Here is a 16,462-nt window from a genome sequence, read left to right as displayed (position 1 = left end):
CTCCCCCGGCTCGCGCGCACGAACGAACGACCGGCGCTAAAGAGAGTCTGTTCGTACGTTCGTCGGGCGGGACGCACGCACGAACGGTAGCCCCTATAGGGGTGCTCGTTCGTGCGCCGCCTCCTGCTGCCCCTCGCCCCCGGACTCGTCCGGAACGACCACGCCCCCCTCCGTGTGGAACGGGAGGCTCACGCAGCCAGGCTTGAGCCAGTTGCGGATGGTCCCCAGCCCCGCCTTCTTGCCCAGCCCGTGCTCGCCGTGGTGGGCCTGGTAGTAGGCGGACACGTACTCGGGCGTGGGCGACGCGCCCTCCCGCGCGGCCTCCTCTAGCGCCGCGCCCACCAGCTCGGCTTTCGCCGCCCAATCCTGCTCGGCGCGCTCCCGGTTGCCCCGTGCGCTGTGAGCGCCGTTCGCCTGTGGGCTTCCGCTGACGTAGTAGCGGGACAGGTCTCCGCCCGCGTCCGTCACCAGGCGCGGCCCGCCGAACAGGAAGTCCACGCTCTCGTCCTCCTCCGCGTTGCGCATGACGCACGACAGGCGGCGCGGGCGGAGCTTCTGCTCCCCGGCCTGGCGGATGAACTCGTCCTCCTCGTCCGCGTCCAGGTAATCGAGCGAGAACACGTTGTCGACGAACCGCGACACGACGCCGGACCCCGCGCCACGGTCGATTACGGCCTTCTGCCCGCTAGCGCCCTTAGCCTGATGATGGACCAGCAGCACGCCGGAGCATCCGCCCTCCGTGAGTAGGCGGTCGAACTCCATGACCATCGGCTGCAAGGTCTGCGCGGAGTTCTCGTCGCCGCCGTGCAGCAGCATGTATAGGCAGTCGATAATCACGAAGTCGCCCGGCCTGACCCTCCCCAGCAGGTCGTTGACGATGCACCTCGCTTCCCTCGCGGTCCTCACGGCGTCCTTTCTCGGCTCCCACATGAAGCGGGCCTGCGCCTCGCGCGGGATGCCCCGCGCACGCCATATCAATCGCATGCGCTTCCTGAACTTGAGGTCGGTAATCGGACGGTTCCTGGCACGTCCTCTCCGTCGAGGAGCACGACTACGCACAGGAGGGCGAGGAGGAGCTCGAGAAGCAACTTGAGCGGGTCGGAAAGATGCGCAGACTTCTCCCGGGAGATGAAGGACGTAAGGAGGTCATGGACTCTCTACTTCACTACGTCTACGACGAGTCCCCCGAGGCAAAGGCCAAGGCCGAGAAGCGCTGGCAGGAGGTCCAGGAGAACGTCGCGCGCGAGCTAGCCGAAGCCAAGAACGCAAAGTACAAGAAGCCCGAGAGGCCTCCCGTCGAGCGCAAGCCCAACAAGAGGGGGGCCCAAGTTCTTCACGGGACTCTTCATAACGTTCGGTGGAGACAAGTAGTGCCCGCAAGGATGGCCCCACGTTCTTCTCACCAAAACGACCCGCAGCGCACAGGCGCCGCGGGCCGCAACGTTGTCGTCCGGTGGCAAACTTGGAACTGGCCGTCTTCCCTACTCCGCGAGCTTCGCCACGATGGCAGCGGAAAGGGCATCGATCTGCTCGAGCGCGCCCTCGTCCACCGCGGAAGTCACGTGCACCTCGGCGTCGAGCACCTCCATGCCCTTCATGCGCTGGATGGCGTCGAGCATGAGCGAGCCCGCCTGCGGTGCCCACGAGCCGTTGTAGATGACGCCTACGGTGCGGTTCTTCATCGCGTGGGCGTTGAGGTCCTCGAGAAGCTCGCGCATTCCGTCGAAGATGCCCATGTTGTACGTGGCAGAGGCGAAGACCAGCACCGGCGAGCGGAAGGACTGCGAGAGCATCTCGGAGACGGGGGTCTTGGAGACGTCGTAGACGCGGACGTCGTGCACGCCCGCCTCGGCAAGCTTGGTCGAGAGGATGTCTGCCGCGTTGGCGGTTCCGCCGTAGATGGAGCCGTAGAAGATGGCAACGGACTTGTCCTCGGGCTCGTAGGCGGCCCACTTCTGGTAGCGGGAGAGAATCTGGTCGAAGTCGCGGCGCCAGATGTGCGCGTGCAGCGGCGCAATCTCCTTGATGTCCAGCTTGGAGGCCTTCTTGAGCAGCGACGTCACCTGCATGCCGTACTTGCCCACGATGTTGGTGTAGTAGCGGCGCGCCTCGTCCGCCCAGTCGCGCTCCCAGTCGACCTCGTCGGCAAAGATGGCGCCACCGGTGGCGCCAAACGCACCAAAGGCGTCTGCCGAGAAGAGCGTGCCCGTGAGCTGGTCGTAGCTCACCATGACCTCCGGCCAGTGGACCATGGGGGCGAGGACAAACTGCAGCGTGTGGCGGCCAAGCGAGAGAGTGTCGCCCTCCTTGACCTTGATGGCGTGCGGCGTGGGGTCAAAGCCATGGAACTGGCGGACAAGGTCGAAGGCCTTGGGGGTGCCGACGAGCTTGAGGTTGGGCCACCTGCGGACAAGGTCGGGGATAACGGCGCAGTGGTCGGGCTCCATGTGGTCGATCACCAGGTAGTCCAGGGGACGGCCGTCGAGAACGTGGGCGAGGTTCTCCTCGAACTGACGCGAGACAGACTCATCCACGCCATCGAGCAGGCAGGTCTTCTCGTCCATGATGAGGTAGTTGTTATAGGACATGCCGTTGGGCACGGGGTAGGTGTTCTCGAACAGCTGAATCCTGCGATCAGACGCGCCCAGCCACCAGGTGTCCTCGCCAATCATGCGCACGTTGTACATTGCTCTCCCTTCGCCCGCTTCCGGGCGGCACGGGCGGCGCCTTACCACCCGACTGCCATGTCCACACCAAACGCCCCGCTCGATACGCCGGGGCGTTTGGTAAGCGCTTGAATAGTCCGCTCTGATGATATTCGATTCCACGAGGTTTCGCGCCCAGGGAGCTGAGAGAACTGCAAAGTCGTACGGCGACGGGGCCGTTCGTTGGGTTCCAGAATCCGGATAGGTGCGAAACCTTGAGCTGCGGAGCTGCGGCTTAGCAGCTGCCGACGCTAGAACGCGCCGCCGCCTCCGCCACCGCCAAAGCCGCCCCCTCCGCCAGAGGAGAAGCCGCCTCCCCCGCCGCTGCCGCTTGCGTCGACCGAGTTGGCAATCGCAGCCACAGAAGCATCGTGGATAGCACCGCTGAAGACATCTGCGGGAGAGCCCACACCCGGCTGGCCGATGTAGTACCAGTAGTAAATCGGCATAAAGTCCGGATCGTCGATGAGCTCCGGCATGGCAACCTTGAGTTGCTCGATGACCTTGTCCGCAACGCCGAGCGCCACCGCCATCACCAGCAGGCGGTTCCAGAGGATAACGTCGCTCGGCACCGCCTCGTCCAGGCGGGTGAACTCCTGGAGCCAGCGCTTGAGGGCCAGGACCTTGGCCTTTGTCTCGACCCCCTCGACACTAATGTCCTTGAAGAACCTGTCACTGAGCAGGAACAGCGAGATACCACCGCTTGCGCCGCAGACCGCGGTGACGCCAAGTGCGAGAAGGATGTCGGCCTCGAACATGATGCCAACAACGAACAGCTCCAGGAATGCCGCAAGGATGGAGAACGCACTAAGCCCAACGGCAAGCCCATGACCCGTCCCCTTGAGAGAGCCGTTGCCTGCGAAGCGCTTGAGGTACTCAACCCTGATCGAGGACTGCCAGGACTCGTAGGCGTCCGAGTACGCCTCTGGCGAGGACTTTGCGTACTTCTTGATGGCCGAGAAGTACAGGGCAGGCTCGCTTCCGGTGTACGAGAGATCGTTAGGCGCCTGTATCCTACGCGCAACGCGGTGGAAGAGGAATTCCACGGCAGCCTCATCCGCGCGCTTGGCGGACTTGCACTCCGCGGGCGTGCCAAAGGTCCCCTGGGGAATTGGTCCCACGATTGACGCGCGGTAGTCGTCGAACTGCTTGGAACCGAGCATCTTCTTCTTACTCACCTTGACCTTGTCAAGCTGCACGGCGTGCTCGTCGGTAAGGCGCATGAGCGAGGCGGTGAGACCGTCGGAGCCGGGGTCCTCGCCGGTGGCGAGCATAGCGAGAACAACTGGGTGGTCGCCCGTGGGCACATCGCGGAAGTACTTGTCGTCAAACTGCGCAGTGTGCGAGGCCTTGTAGCGACGCTTTGCGATGGCGGTTGCAACGATGGTCGCCACGGCAACGGCAAGGCAGAACCCTGTGACCCCATACACGGCCGCGCGTGCCGCGGCGCGACGCGCGTTTGCGTCATCGGCGTTCTTCTGCTCCTCCGCAAAGATGGAACTGAGCACCGTACCCGAGGTCTCTGGGCAATCGGAGATCCAGCTTGCCGGGAAAGTGATGCGCGCCTCGGCATACTCGCTGGTGCCGACGCCCGGCACGGAATAGACCACGTCGTTTCCGTCGAATGCAAGGCTCGCATCCAGGGGGCCGTGGCCCCAGGCCCGCACGTTGTCACCACCCGCCACGGACTCTCCGCTCGGAACGGGCAAGTGGATGGTGCAGGTGACGTTTTGCGACTCGGCATCCCAGCCGTCAGAGACAAACTTCCAGTACAGCTCGCCCGTGTCCGACCAACGCGTGGCTATCCCATCGGCAAAATAGGACACGTAGAACTGCACCGTTGTGTCACTTTGGGCAGAGTAGAGCTTGATTTGCAGATAGGAACCCTCGTCTGTGATGGAGTAGGTCTCGTTGGCGCCAGAGTTGGACTCCGTGAAGGAGCGGGCGTTGCCGTTCTCGACAATGCCAGCATCCAGCACTTGGACGCTCACCGTGCGCCCGTTGGAGCTGTTCTCCCCCTTGGGAATCTCCCAGTAGACGCCATGGAAGTCCCCGCTGAAGTCGAATGTTCGCACTTCGGTCACGGTAAGACCACCCGACGTGTCCAGCGTCGCGTCGATGTCCGTCTGGTCCATGCTGTAGTCATCCGCATGTGCGGGAGTGACGCCAAGGACAAGAGCAAAGAGCATGACCAGGAGCGGAAGCACGAGAAGCGCAGGCCTACGGCGCCTAAGGACGCCGGCGGGGTGCCGGTTACTCATAGAATCCCCCAATGAACGGTTGTGGAAGACCTTGTGGCATCGCGGTCCCAGAATACCAGAGCAAGACTCATACCTAGGCGCGCATCGGCGTGGCGAAGGCTCCGCAGATGGAGACCGTCCAGCCAAGGGGGACGAGAACCTCTCCCCTCACCTCCCTCCCGGAAAATATCGCGGGGTTGGTGGCCCCCAAGTCTATGACGCGCATGCCCTCCTCGCCATCCTGCGCGGGAAGTATCCGAACGTGCGAGCGGGACACGGCACGCGAGCGGAGCACAACGTCGCACGTCTGATCACGGCCTATGACCAGGCCCTCATTGGGTATGGGAAGCCTTACCTCCATGGAGGGCGTACGCACCCAGCAGAGCACCTCACGGGAGGACGGCTGGGTATCTGGGCTTGATGCAGCCGTGGCGATTGCCTTATTACCAACGCCCGAGAGATCAAGCGTGTCGTCCTCCCAGCCGATCTCGGCAGGGGGCAACCCCACATCCCAGAGGAACGGCTCGTCTTCCACAAGCTCTGGCAGCAAGGGCTCCTCGGCGGCAGAAGCCGTCTCCTCTGTCTTGGGCACAGCTGGACTAGCCGGTGCCGGAACGTCCCTCCCGGGCGGAAACTCGTAAAGGCAGCCGTAGCAGACGTGCATGTCGGCAAAGAGCTCCTCCCCGCAGCGTGGGCATACCTTGGTCGCGTACTCCTTCATGACCCAGCCACCTCCCTCACCGGCTCGGGGAGCGCCGCACACGGTTGCGCCGATTTCTCTGGCTCAAACAAGAGCGAGTTCACGCGCAGTGTCTCTCCCACAAGTGGCCACGGGAAGGGACTTGCCGGGCGCTCGAAGGCACAGAACGCCGCGGCGTGGGAGAAGACGCGGCATGGCGGCAGCGCACGCTCGGAGGCAAGCACCTCTCCGCGGCTGCCTACAAGGGCCACGTCAATGGGATAGGCCATCCCGTACGTGTGGATGGAGCCGCACCTCATGAGCACCACGGGCTGAGCGGATGGCCCGGTGCCGAGAAGCCCCACGAGCCGCTCGAACCAGGACGAGAGAACCCTGAACCCCAGCATGGGAGAGCCCTTCTCGACCGCCGGGCTCTCTATTTGGACGAACATCCACCTCATCAGACCACCACCCCCGGACGATACCTATCGATGACAAGCGTCCGCTCGTGCCGCAGCTCAAGCGGCGCGGAATACGTGATGCCCGGAAGCCGAAGCTCCCTGGGCCACGGCCTAAACACCAACGTGCAGGTGTAGCGCGTGAGAAGAGGCGCCACAGAGAGCAGACTCTCGCCTTCCCCAGCCGAGACGCGCTCTGTCCTCACCTCGACATCGCAGGAACCCTCACGGCCAAGCGCCGCGCGAATCGCATCCTCGACCGCAGCAACGGATGCCGTCACGTTCTGCTCGCCTGCGGGAGAGACACCCTCGGCAATGACCTCGTCCAAGCTCAGACGGTCAAAGGCCGCGCAGGCGTCGACAAACTCCATGAGGTTCCCCACAATCAGGGCAACCACAATGACCACGGGCACCAGCACAGCGAGCTCCACGGTCATCTGCCCGGATTGCATCCCTTCGCACCTGTGGCACCACCAGCGCCAAGCCACCATCACCCGAGAGCCGCTCATGATGCCTCCAAGAGGTCATCAAGCCTGATGGTAAGAGGTATGGAGATGTCCGTCCCTGGAATGGTGAGCTCCGCCACAGTGATCTCTCCGTAGCCAAGGGAGTCTGCCGCCCAGACGCCCAGGGTCTTTGCCAAGTCGAACGAGCTTGTCCCAGGAGGCAGTGCCTCAATCATCTGCCGCGCCTTGCCAGCCGCGTCATAGCCAGATTGGTCGAGCACACGAGTCCACCCCACCAGCGCGGGCTTCATGAGCCTCATGTCCACGGGTTCAAAGCCACAGGCGGCGACCGTCTCCTTGATCTTGCCGCGCAGCCACGAGCCCACCGTCCCACCAAACACGTTGTCGAGCCTGTCGAGAAAGTCCCCCACCGAGGCAGAGGCCGAATCGTACCTTGAGCCATACCCCACGAGCAGGCGCCCCCAGAGCTCGCAGACGCCGTCGAAGGCGCCTCCCAGCGCAGAGCCCGTTCCTTGGGACGTGACTCCGTCAAAGAAGCTGGCAAGCACGTTGTTCTCGGCAGTCGACTCGTCCGGCGCAAGCGCCGCAGCCGAGACCGCAGACCCCGCGGGAAGCTCTCCCGAGGAGAGAAACGAGGCGGTGAGCTCGGTGGGAACGGTTGTTGCCTCCGTCCTGGAGACCACGGCAACGCAGCCCCAGGCTCCTGGCGGGCAGATGCGCGGCCGCACGACCGAGAGCTGGTCCACGGCGCGCTCGAAAGAGCCGCGCGCGTCCTCTGCCTTGTCGCGCAGGTCCTTCTCGGCATCCGCCTGCTTGTTGCGCGCGGCCTCGTACTCCTTAGATGCCGCCACGACCTCGCGCCAGTAGTGCTCGAAGCCGTTGTCCGTTGAGGTCGACGCAGCGGCAACCGCACCCATGGCAGCAAGGTCCATGCAGCATGTTTCGCACCTCTTGACCGCCCCAGCATCGAGGTCCTGGAGGGACGCGCGTCCCGCCGAGGAGCCAATTGCGCCCGGACACGCGGGTGACGAGTGAAGCACCGTCCCCGCCTCCTCTCCGGTACAGGGCCAGAGGTCATCGGTGTAGAGACTGCAGGCTTTGGTCTCCTCGGCATTGTGCGGGAGGCTCGGCAGGTCGATGTCAACCGAACCGTTTTCGTGCTCCGTATAGGTCCCAACACGCACCTGCGCGAGCGCAAAATCGTAGAAGGCAGTTCGGGCTGCAGAGTTTGTAAGCTCATCCACAGATGCATTCAGCGGTCTCTCCTGCGCAAGGCGAATTACGTAGTATGCGCGAGCCCGCAATAGGGGAACGCCGAAGCCCCACCCCTCTGCGCTTGGGTAGTGGGGGTTCTTCTCGCCAGAAAGTCCGGCGAGCGTGGCTGCGCGCTCTTCAAGGCAGTAAGGCGTGCTCCCACAGTCCGCAATCCACCCACGCAGGCGTGCATCATCTGCCAGGGACTTGGCCTCGTCCACCTGCCGCGCGAGGTTCCGTAACTCTTCGGCATCCTTTTCCATCTCGTCTGAGGAAAGCTCTGCAGCAAGAGACGAGAAGTCGGACTGCGACTCCGTGGGAAACGGAATGGCACAGCCAACATACGGCAGGCCCTGCGCCCGCGCGTTCTCCGCGACGCAGACGGCCGAGTTTGCAACCACAACCGCAGGCAGCACCTTTTCCAGACGCTCCAGGCCCTCCGACGCGCTTCTCGCGAAGTCCCGCCGGGCATCGAGGACCTTCCTTCCCGCATCGCAGACGCTTCCCCCAAAGGTCGCAGCGCCCGGTACGCACGAGAGCACGAGCCCCGCCCCAAAGACCGTCACGCCAAGAAGCCCCAGGCTAAGCACGCAGGCATCGAGCACCCTGGCAATGGTGGCATAGGCTGCCACGGAGTTTGCCCCGGCCATGGCCGCGGCATCTGCCACAGGCTGGACCTCGTACGAGCGCGCCATCACCCACTCCGCGGATGCGGCCGCAAAGACCAGCGATATGCTCACGAGCAGGGCAACCGCCACGGCGACCGTGGTGTATCCACCCTCGTCGTCCAGGAAGAGCGAGAGGCCCAGGCGCAAGCCGCCCTGCCTCGACGCCGTTCCGGATACGGCCACCTTAGCCCCACGCTGCAATCCAATCACCGTAGTCACCCCCAACCCACTCGGCCCGCGTGCTGCGCTCGACCTTGGCCGATAGGAGCACGCCCTCGCCATCCATCTGTCCAACCAGCCCCGCCGTCACCCCCATCAGCGGTAACGGCCGGGCATGGCCAACAACGCAGACGCGTACGCGATTCCCGTCCTGCTCGACGGAAACGTTCCAAGCGTCGGCTCCTCCCTCGTGGAAGCAGGCGACGTCCGGCACGGCCCTGAGCCTCCGTCTCACGTAGGAGTCGACGAGAGACACCTCCTCGTCGTACGTTGCGGTCGTGGCAAGCCGGGCCCCCTCGGCAGCTGCCCCGCTCATGACCGCACGCGTGTAGAGGAGCATCGCCGGTTGGAGGAGAAGCGCGAGCACGACCATCACCGTGGGAATGAGCACGGCTGCCTCGACCGTTGCCTGTCCCTCCTCGCCCACGTGGCCTACCCACCACCGCCTGCGACCCATCTCAGAACCCCAGAAGATCCTGGAGCCAGGCAAGCGTCCCGCCAGAGGCCTGATGCGTTGCCGCATTCGTTGCCATGCGCACGAGGGTCCCGTCACGCGCCGCATGCCACGCCAGCCCCAGGGCAGCGACCATGGAGAGAAACGCCACCAGCACCAGCGCGTACTCAAGCGTGGACTGCCCAGAGTCCCCGGCTAGCCACCAAGGCCAAGCTCGCCCAGGGACTCCCCCCACTCTGCGGCGTCCATGTGCATGACCTTGGTCTCGCTCGTCCCGCCGTCTGCACTTTGGACTATGCACACGTCGACCCATCCCGATCCCTCCACAACCATGCTCCAGACCCGGCCCGAGAGGTCGAGGTACCCAGACCTCACGAGCACACAGTCGCCTCGCTGCTCGTACTGACACACGAGCTCGGTTGCCGCCTCTTGCACCCCATTGGCAGCAGCGGCCAATCCGATATCCGCCTCGCTCGCGGCGGCATCCCCGGATAAGGAGACGAGCTCGCCCCCAATCGCCTCGCCAGGGCTTGTGTCCAAGCGCTCCTCGCCAGTTGCACCCGTTCCAGTCGCAGGCGACGGTCCGCCCGTCTGCCCGCGGCCGGAAAGCACCACCACGCCCGCTGCAAGCGCGCAGGCAACCACCGCAGCGACAAGGACAGCGCGTCTTTTTCTCACAGCGAGTTGATGCCGTTCGCTATGGCGCTCCACAGCTGCGAGACCCGCTCGCGGAATGCCAGGATGGCCACGATGGCAATCACCACCAGAACCCCAACGAGAATCGCGTACTCCGTGGTGCCCTGCCCACGATTGTCGCGGAGGGTGCCTACGGCCACCCTGCGAACCTCTCGACCCATGCTTTCCCATGTCATGTGACGCTCCTTTCCCTCGCACCGCCGTCTACCTTCCAAACGAGGCCGCCGAGGCAAGCAGCGGCCCCAGAATCGCGAGAAGCATGGCAGGCACAACCAGGACGCCCAAGGGGACGAGCATCTTGACCGGCGCCTTCTCGATCTCCTCCTCCACCTGCGCCCGCTGCTCGTCGCGGATGGCCTTCGCCTGCACCTCCAGCGCAGATGCGAGCGGCGAGCCAAAGTCGAGCGACTCCCCCACGACCGTGGCAAAGCGCGCCAACGCGTCAACCCCCAGCTCGCAGGCCATCGCTTCGAGTGCCTCCTCCCTGCTTGTGACGCCCATCCTCCAGCTGAGCATGGCCTCCGAGAACGCCTGCGAGAGCTCCGTCTGATAGCGGTCACAGTAGAGCGAGAGCGACGCATCAAACGAGAGGCCCGCGGAGAGCCCCAGCGTGAGGACGTCAATCAGCGTGGGCATCTCGCGCAGGCAGGCAGACCTCCTTCGCGCAAGACGTTCTCGCTCCCTCGCCTGGCGTACGGCGGGGATGCCCCGGATCGCCTCTCGCGCGCTGGCAAAGCAACGTTCGAGCCCCGCGCCCAATGCCGCGCCCTGGACGTGGCCACCAGTCCCGCTCACCACCAGCAGCCCCGCCAGGACCGCGCTGGACGCGCTTGCCGCAATGAGTGCGATACCGGCCATCAGAGCACCGCCCTCATGAGGCGCCTGATGACAAGGACCGCAAACGAGTCGAGCGCGGCGGCCACGGCAACGGAGCCAAGCCCAACGGGCGAGAGCAGACCCCGCTGAAAGTCGGGCGAGATGACGGCGAGAAGCGCCACCATGAGAAACGGCAGGCTGCACACGATACGGGCAGAGAGACGCACCTGAGCCGTCTTCACCTCAAGCTCGCGCTCGAACTCTCCCTGCCGCTCGACGAGCGCGGCAGACCGCGCGAGCAGGTCACGCAGCGGGCTTCCCGTGCGATGCGAGATCACGAGCGCCGTGGTGAGAAGTCCCATCCCTGGCGCGTCGAGAGTGCGTGAGAGCGACTCAAGCGCGTCCTCTGTCGATACGCCACAGCGAAGCCCCAGCGAGGCAGATGCAAAGCCCGCAGAGACCGGCCCGTGGCCGTGCGACCCCACGTACTCGATAGCCTGGGCCAGTGTCTGGCCAGCGCCAAGCGCCACGGAGAGCGTCCGGAACACGCCAGGCATCTCCTGCGAAATATCGTGCACACGACGCCGGTCACGCGAAGAGCGCCATGCAGATAGGGCAATCCTCTCCAGACAGGCAAGAACGAACGCCGAGACGAGCGAGAGGAAGAGCAGGCCTCCCACGCAGGCAATCCCCACCCCAGCGACCAGCAGCGCAGCGCACGCGGACTCCCTTCTCAAGCCCGGCCTGCCCTCATGGGGAAGCGCGGCAAGGGCGTCCGACGCCTGTCTCCAGTCCTCACCCTCGAGAAGCGCAGCCACCATGCCACTGCGCCCCAGGGACTCGAGACGTCTACCTGCCCAGCGCTCGCATGCACGGAGCGTTCGAGACGCCATGGTCTTGGCGCCACGCTCGCCGCTTGCGATGAGTATCCGCACGGCCGAAAACGCGCAGGCGGCAGCCATCAGCGGAAGGAAGACCTCCATCGCTCCACCTCGCCTTCGTCGAGAATCCCGTCGCACACCGCCTGTGCCACAAACGCCGGCTCGCGGACGAGCTTCCAGGAGCGCTCTGCCACGTCAAACGATACGCACTCGACGAGGTCCACCGACTTTGCCCCTCTCGACCACCCAACCTCATGCGTCGTAGTGATGTAGCGCGACCCATCCGGCGCACGCCGCGACATCACGATGAGGTCGAGCGCCGAGGCAATCTGCTCCTCGATGATGTCGGCGGGCAGGTCCATCCCAAAGCGCGCCATGAGCACCAGGCGAAGCACGGCCTCCTCGGCGGTGCCCGCGTGCAGCGTGGTCATCGAGCCGTCGTGTCCGGTCGTCATTGCGGCCAGCATGTCGATGCACTCCTCGCCGCGAACCTCCCCCACCACAATGCGGTCCGGCCGCATGCGCAGCGAGTTCTTGACCAGGTCGCGAATCGTGACCTCGCCGGACCCCTCAATCGAGGCGCCCCTTGCCTCAAGGCTCACCACGTCCGGATGCGCATCAAAGCGCAGCTCGGCGGAGTCCTCTATGGTCACAATCCTTTCGCCGGGGTCAATCTCGCACGAGAGCGCGTTGAGGAGCGTGGTCTTGCCCGACCCGGTGCCTCCGGCTACTGCTATCCCCTTTCGCGTCCTCACAGCCCAGCGCAGCAGCTGCGCGTACCATTCAGGCAGCGAGCCCAGCTCGACCAGCGTGCCCAGCGACGTGATGCGGTTGGAGAATCGCCTGATGGTGACCACCGGCCCGCCTATGGCAACCGGGTCCGCCACGGCGTTCACGCGGTCGCCGTTGGCAAGGCGCGCGTTCACAATGGGGCAGCTCCTGTCGAGCCTTCGCCCAAGGGGTGCCAGAATTCGGTCGATCACGATCATGATCTGCTCGGGTGAGTCAAACACCGCTGGTGCCGAGAAGACCTCGCCCCCACGCTCATAGAAGAGCGCATCGCAGCCGTTGATCATAATCTCAGAGACATCCTCGTCCTCGAGAAGTGGCTGGATGGGGCCAAGACCGCAAATCTCGTCCGTCACCTGGCGCACGAGACGCGCCACGTCCTCGCGCGAAAGGCCCTCGTAGCCCCCAGTGTTTATGATTGCGTTGCACGTCACGGCAAGTGCCGAGCGCGCCTGGGTGGCATCGCCCGCAGAGAGCATCGAGGCAATGGTCGCAAGCCCCAACCGCTCCACCAGGGCGTTCTTGAGGCTCAGCCGCTGCTGGCGAAGGTCGCGTCCCTCCGTTGTGGCAGTCCCTCTCCGCGCTTCCTCCTCGCGGACCATCTCGAGTACAGACACCTAGACCGCCTCCCTCCTGCGCCGGAAAAGGCCCCTGCGCCGCGGGGCAAGCCCCTGGGCAGCGCGCTGTGCAGGCTCGGCCTCTGGGAGCGACCCAAGCTCCTGGAGGAGCTGCGCCAGGCAGGCGGCAACAGACTCCGCAAACGGCGAGCCAACCTCCAATAGGCCTGCCGCATCTCCATATCCCAGGTAGTCAGAAACCTCGTCCCCGCCATCGAGCGCCGTGAACGCACGCGCAGCCTCGAGCCCCACCTCTGCCCTGCCCAGCGCCGGGTCTGTCCTGTCCCGCACGTCCACGCGGTTCTCCAACCGGGCAATGCGCGTGCGCGCAACGCCCAGCCGCACGGCAAGTCCGCTCGTGCGGGCAAGCGCTGCCAGTGATCCGGGCCGGCTGTCATGTACGAGAACCACGCGGTCGCTCTGGCGAACGGCAAGCGCCACCGCCTCAGAGAATGTGGGAGACGTATCGACAAGCACCAGATCGGCATCAAGCGCAAGGGTGCCAAGCAGTACAGACACAATCCCCGAGACAAGCTCGGAGGTTTCCGGACGCTCGCATGGCCCCCACACGCGGATGCGCTCGCCGCACGGAGCACCAAGCCTCCCCAGGTGCTCTGCGTCCCCCAGGTCTTCCGCCGAGAGGCGCGAGAGGTCCGTCCCGCGCGCAAGGCCAACCATCGCGTAGAGGTTCCCACAGGAGAGGTCCAGGTCAACCACCTCTACTCGCATGCCCCACGAGGCTGCGGCAACCGCAGCGCACGCCACGACGGACGTCTTGCCAACGCCGCCTCTTCCCGAGCAGAACGTAAGAATGGGCGCGCGGGCCCCCTCGGGCGCCAGCGCCGGCCCCGGAGCAGCCGAGGTGCGACCCCCATCGCTGTTCTGCAGGGGCTCCGGAACCGGCGCGGCGTCCATCTCCGCAGACGGCGCAGGGGACACGCCGTCCAGGTCAACGACAAGGTCGATGCCCGCCCTCGCAGCGCGAGACCTCAGCGACCCAGAGGGTGACCTCAGCGCAAGCACGACCTTCTCGGCATGGCCGTCGGACGCAATGGCGGCCGCAAGGTTGACGTCCGAGACACCGCTTTTGGAGAGGCCGATAAGGGCGGACCGCTCGCCGCTGGCGCACTCTGCCATGCGTTCCCGCAGTTCGCTGGCATCCTGGGCAAACTCGCACTCTGCCAGGCCGTCTATCGTCCTGAGCGCCTCGACCATCCCGGCGCGCTCCTCCTTTGGGCACAGCACGCTCCACGCATGTCCCATCACTCGCCCACCTCCTGGTCAACCTTGGTTGGCGCGGCGGGCACGCCCACCTCAGCGCCCTCGACGTCGCTTGCGGGAAGGCCAAACCGAAGGCTCCCCTCGGTCGACGCCGCCAGGACGCTCGAAACGTCCGTCGGAGCAAGCGCAACGGTCATGACCTGTGATCCCGATGCAAGCGTGCGCGACCCCTCGGGCATCGAGAGCACCGTTGCCTCCTTGGCAAGCACCGTTGCTGCGCCATCTGCCACGCGGTAGGCAACGAGCCGGTCACCCGCTACTACACCCTCGCCCACGCCAAGCTTGTCTGCCATGGGAACAGAGACGGCAATCTTTCCTGACGGCACCTCGACAGCGGCGCCCGTCTCCCTAAAGTTGAGCTGGGTGAGCGGTGTCCCAGAGGCAGCGGCAACCGTGATCTTCTTGCCAATGGCATCGTCCAGGTTCGTAATGGCACCTTCTGGCACCAGGTCAGAGACCCAGTCTCGCTTGGCAACGTCACCCGCCGAGATGACCTGCCCCTCCTCCAACTGGGATGTGGCAACAACCAGGCTCACCACCTCGCCGCCGTAGCGCGTGAGCGTCTCCTGGCGACGCGCCTCCTCCTCCGCACGCACGCTCTCGCCATATGCCAGGCACAGCACAACGGCAAGCAGCGCAAACGCCCCAGAGAGCACGATCTTGAAGCGGCGTGACATGGGCTCCCCCTTTCCCAACCTCCGTTCCTGGCTGAGAAAATTGTCCGGTGGGAGAAGCCCCGAATCGCCATCCTTCCAAGAAAGAGCTGCCAGGAACGGGCATCTCTCTTGCAGGAAGCTGTCACATTTTGTTGTTATCGCGGGATTTTTGCTATGAGAAATCGCGATTTGCTGTTATTGCCTGGGCATGCCAGAACCGCGCCCAGCACGGCCCCGCAGCCGCATTTGCGCAGCTCAGATGGCATATATTTAAATGTGTAGGAATTGTGTGCGCACCGCGACAGAGTCCATATCAAATATTCGCTGTTCTGCGCATGCACGCTGCGTCACGCGGCGCCCGCCGCGTACAGCCGCCCAGCTAAAGCACGATATCCGGGTCGAGTGTCCGCGCGCTCTCGCGCATCTCGGCGGCCAGCGCCACGTACGCGTCGTAGCGACGTTGAGAGATGCGCCCCTCGGAGAGAAGCTCGCGCACCTGGCATCCCGGCTCGTGCGTGTGCGTGCAGTCACAGAAGCGACACCCACGCGCGGCATCCGCCACCTCGGGAAACACAGCCGCAAGGCCACGCTCGTGACCCACGATGGGAAGGCTCCTCAGCCCCGGCTCATCCACGATCACGCCACCGCCCGGCACAGAGACCATGCGGCGCGCCACCGTCGTGTGCCGGCCCGCGTCATCGGACCCGCGCACGGCGCCGGTCTTGAGCACGTCATGTCCCAATAGGGCGTTGAGCAGCGTTGACTTGCCCGCGCCGGACTCCCCCAGCACAATGGCAACGGTACCTGCGGGCGCAAGCGAGCGCACGGCGGCGGGACCCCAGGCAACTCCCAGGGCGCCCGCGTCCTTCTCGGCACGCTCGGCCTCCACGCCATCCGCCGAGGAGGTCATGACCAGCCCGCACTCCTCGCCTAGGACGTCACGAACGGCGGCAACGTCCTCTGCCAGCACCGCGCTGGGGGCGCGGTCCGCCTTGGTGAGAACAACGGCGACCCGCGCGCCACAGTCGCGCGCAATCACGGCAGAGCGCGCGATTCTCTCGCACGAGATGGGCGCCGCTCCCAGCTGCTGGACAACGAGCACCACGCTCACGTTTGCGGCAAGGGTCTGCCTCTCGCCGCGCGAGCCTCCCCGCCAGCGGGCAATGTCGCTCTCGCGCGGCAGGATCTGAAGGATAAGGCCCATGTCGTGGCCCGCGGGCACGCGCGCCAGAACCCAGTCGCCTACGGCCACGCGCGAGTCCCCACCCTTGGTGAGGTGCGCCGAGAACTCCGCGCGGAAGAGCGCATCTGCCGTCACCACGGCAGGAAAGCCGCGGTCCAGCCGCACCACGCAGCCAAGCGCCATCTCGTCCACGCTGCAGCCCAGAGCCCGCGCGGCCTGCGCTGCCGCCTCGCCAAAGGTGCTCCGCTGGCGCTCGGATGGCGTGAGCTCGGAAAAGCGAGGCAGGTCCGCGAGAGAAGAAAGGGCCGGCAGGCCCTGCTGGGACCTGCCGGCACTCGAGACACTACGCTTGCGCGAACCCTTCTGGGAACTCTTCTTTGGTGCGCGCTTGCCCATGAA

At 65.2% G+C, this 16,462-nt stretch carries 17 protein-coding genes; all 17 read right to left on the bottom strand.

The window, feature by feature from the left end; genetic code table 11:
- Positions 1-93: 93 nt before the first annotated feature.
- The 17 genes from AUL39_RS02885 to rsgA all read right to left on the bottom strand — a co-directional run bounded on the left by AUL39_RS02885 (position 94) and on the right by rsgA (position 16,459).
- Positions 94-984, bottom strand: coding sequence for an AAA family ATPase (locus AUL39_RS02885; protein ID WP_059053427.1), 891 nt, complete (start codon positions 982-984; stop codon positions 94-96).
- A 497-nt stretch (positions 985-1,481) separates the two neighbouring features.
- Complete coding sequence (locus AUL39_RS02880) at positions 1,482-2,687, bottom strand: FprA family A-type flavoprotein (RefSeq protein WP_059053424.1); 1,206 nt, start codon at positions 2,685-2,687, stop codon at positions 1,482-1,484.
- Between the two features lie 269 nt (positions 2,688-2,956).
- Complete coding sequence (locus tag AUL39_RS11185) at positions 2,957-4,966, bottom strand: DUF2207 domain-containing protein (protein WP_059053422.1); 2,010 nt, start codon at positions 4,964-4,966, stop codon at positions 2,957-2,959.
- A gap of 73 nt (positions 4,967-5,039) precedes the next feature.
- Entirely contained in the window at positions 5,040-5,666 is a 627-nt protein-coding gene (locus tag AUL39_RS02870; RefSeq protein WP_059053420.1) for an FHA domain-containing protein, read from the bottom strand.
- Entirely contained in the window at positions 5,663-6,031 is a 369-nt protein-coding gene (locus tag AUL39_RS02865; protein WP_235810733.1) for a DUF192 domain-containing protein, read from the bottom strand. Before AUL39_RS02865 ends, AUL39_RS02870 begins: the two co-directional genes overlap by 4 nt.
- Positions 6,032-6,084: 53 nt before the next feature.
- Entirely contained in the window at positions 6,085-6,591 is a 507-nt protein-coding gene (locus AUL39_RS02860; RefSeq protein WP_235810732.1) for a hypothetical protein, read from the bottom strand.
- Positions 6,588-8,681, bottom strand: a complete 2,094-nt coding sequence (locus AUL39_RS02855; RefSeq protein WP_235810731.1) for a hypothetical protein — start codon at positions 8,679-8,681, stop codon at positions 6,588-6,590. The genes AUL39_RS02860 and AUL39_RS02855 overlap by 4 nt, the downstream gene beginning before the upstream one ends.
- On the bottom strand, positions 8,656-9,147 hold the full coding sequence (locus tag AUL39_RS02850; protein WP_059053412.1) for a TadE family protein: 492 nt from the start codon (positions 9,145-9,147) through the stop codon (positions 8,656-8,658). The genes AUL39_RS02855 and AUL39_RS02850 overlap by 26 nt, the downstream gene beginning before the upstream one ends.
- A 1-nt stretch (position 9,148) precedes the next feature.
- Positions 9,149-9,295 (bottom strand): hypothetical protein, encoded by a 147-nt coding sequence (locus AUL39_RS11415; protein ID WP_235810730.1) that lies wholly within the window; start codon positions 9,293-9,295, stop codon positions 9,149-9,151.
- Positions 9,296-9,339: 44 nt separating this feature from the next.
- Entirely contained in the window at positions 9,340-9,822 is a 483-nt protein-coding gene (locus tag AUL39_RS02840; RefSeq protein WP_153001540.1) for a hypothetical protein, read from the bottom strand.
- Positions 9,819-10,001 carry a Flp family type IVb pilin gene (locus tag AUL39_RS02835; protein WP_032111403.1) on the bottom strand — a complete coding sequence of 61 codons (183 nt, stop codon included), beginning with the start codon at positions 9,999-10,001 and terminating at the stop codon, positions 9,819-9,821. Before AUL39_RS02835 ends, AUL39_RS02840 begins: the two co-directional genes overlap by 4 nt.
- A gap of 43 nt (positions 10,002-10,044) precedes the next feature.
- Positions 10,045-10,698, bottom strand: coding sequence for a type II secretion system F family protein (locus AUL39_RS02830; RefSeq protein ID WP_059053406.1), 654 nt, complete (start codon positions 10,696-10,698; stop codon positions 10,045-10,047).
- On the bottom strand, positions 10,698-11,639 hold the full coding sequence (locus AUL39_RS02825) for a type II secretion system F family protein (protein ID WP_059053404.1): 942 nt from the start codon (positions 11,637-11,639) through the stop codon (positions 10,698-10,700). Before AUL39_RS02825 ends, AUL39_RS02830 begins: the two co-directional genes overlap by 1 nt.
- Positions 11,618-12,943, bottom strand: coding sequence for a CpaF family protein (locus AUL39_RS02820; protein ID WP_059053401.1), 1,326 nt, complete (start codon positions 12,941-12,943; stop codon positions 11,618-11,620). The genes AUL39_RS02825 and AUL39_RS02820 overlap by 22 nt, the downstream gene beginning before the upstream one ends.
- A complete protein-coding gene (locus tag AUL39_RS02815) occupies positions 12,944-14,206 on the bottom strand; it encodes a P-loop NTPase (RefSeq protein WP_059053400.1) in 1,263 nt (420 codons plus the stop codon).
- Complete coding sequence (locus tag AUL39_RS02810) at positions 14,206-14,901, bottom strand: SAF domain-containing protein (protein ID WP_059053397.1); 696 nt, start codon at positions 14,899-14,901, stop codon at positions 14,206-14,208. Before AUL39_RS02810 ends, AUL39_RS02815 begins: the two co-directional genes overlap by 1 nt.
- A 358-nt stretch (positions 14,902-15,259) precedes the next feature.
- Positions 15,260-16,459, bottom strand: a complete 1,200-nt coding sequence (gene rsgA / locus AUL39_RS02805) for a ribosome small subunit-dependent GTPase A (RefSeq protein ID WP_059053395.1) — start codon at positions 16,457-16,459, stop codon at positions 15,260-15,262.
- Positions 16,460-16,462: the final 3 nt, after the last annotated feature.

The organism is Tractidigestivibacter scatoligenes, from assembly GCF_001494635.1.
GTDB lineage: Bacteria > Actinomycetota > Coriobacteriia > Coriobacteriales > Atopobiaceae > Tractidigestivibacter > Tractidigestivibacter scatoligenes.
This window is presented reverse-complemented; position numbering and strand designations above follow the sequence as displayed.

Coding starts and splice junctions, on each gene's coding strand:
- AUL39_RS02885 (WP_059053427.1), bottom strand. CDS start 984: ATGCGATTGATATGGCGTGCGCGGGGCATCCCGCGCGAGGCGCAGGCC.
- AUL39_RS02880 (WP_059053424.1), bottom strand. CDS start 2,687: ATGTACAACGTGCGCATGATTGGCGAGGACACCTGGTGGCTGGGCGCG.
- AUL39_RS11185 (WP_059053422.1), bottom strand. CDS start 4,966: ATGAGTAACCGGCACCCCGCCGGCGTCCTTAGGCGCCGTAGGCCTGCG.
- AUL39_RS02870 (WP_059053420.1), bottom strand. CDS start 5,666: ATGAAGGAGTACGCGACCAAGGTATGCCCACGCTGCGGGGAGGAGCTC.
- AUL39_RS02865 (WP_235810733.1), bottom strand. CDS start 6,031: ATGCTGGGGTTCAGGGTTCTCTCGTCCTGGTTCGAGCGGCTCGTGGGG.
- AUL39_RS02860 (WP_235810732.1), bottom strand. CDS start 6,591: ATGAGCGGCTCTCGGGTGATGGTGGCTTGGCGCTGGTGGTGCCACAGG.
- AUL39_RS02850 (WP_059053412.1), bottom strand. CDS start 9,147: ATGGGTCGCAGGCGGTGGTGGGTAGGCCACGTGGGCGAGGAGGGACAG.
- AUL39_RS02835 (WP_032111403.1), bottom strand. CDS start 10,001: ATGGGTCGAGAGGTTCGCAGGGTGGCCGTAGGCACCCTCCGCGACAAT.
- AUL39_RS02830 (WP_059053406.1), bottom strand. CDS start 10,698: ATGGCCGGTATCGCACTCATTGCGGCAAGCGCGTCCAGCGCGGTCCTG.
- AUL39_RS02825 (WP_059053404.1), bottom strand. CDS start 11,639: ATGGAGGTCTTCCTTCCGCTGATGGCTGCCGCCTGCGCGTTTTCGGCC.
- AUL39_RS02815 (WP_059053400.1), bottom strand. CDS start 14,206: ATGGGACATGCGTGGAGCGTGCTGTGCCCAAAGGAGGAGCGCGCCGGG.
- AUL39_RS02810 (WP_059053397.1), bottom strand. CDS start 14,901: ATGTCACGCCGCTTCAAGATCGTGCTCTCTGGGGCGTTTGCGCTGCTT.
- rsgA (WP_059053395.1), bottom strand. CDS start 16,459: ATGGGCAAGCGCGCACCAAAGAAGAGTTCCCAGAAGGGTTCGCGCAAG.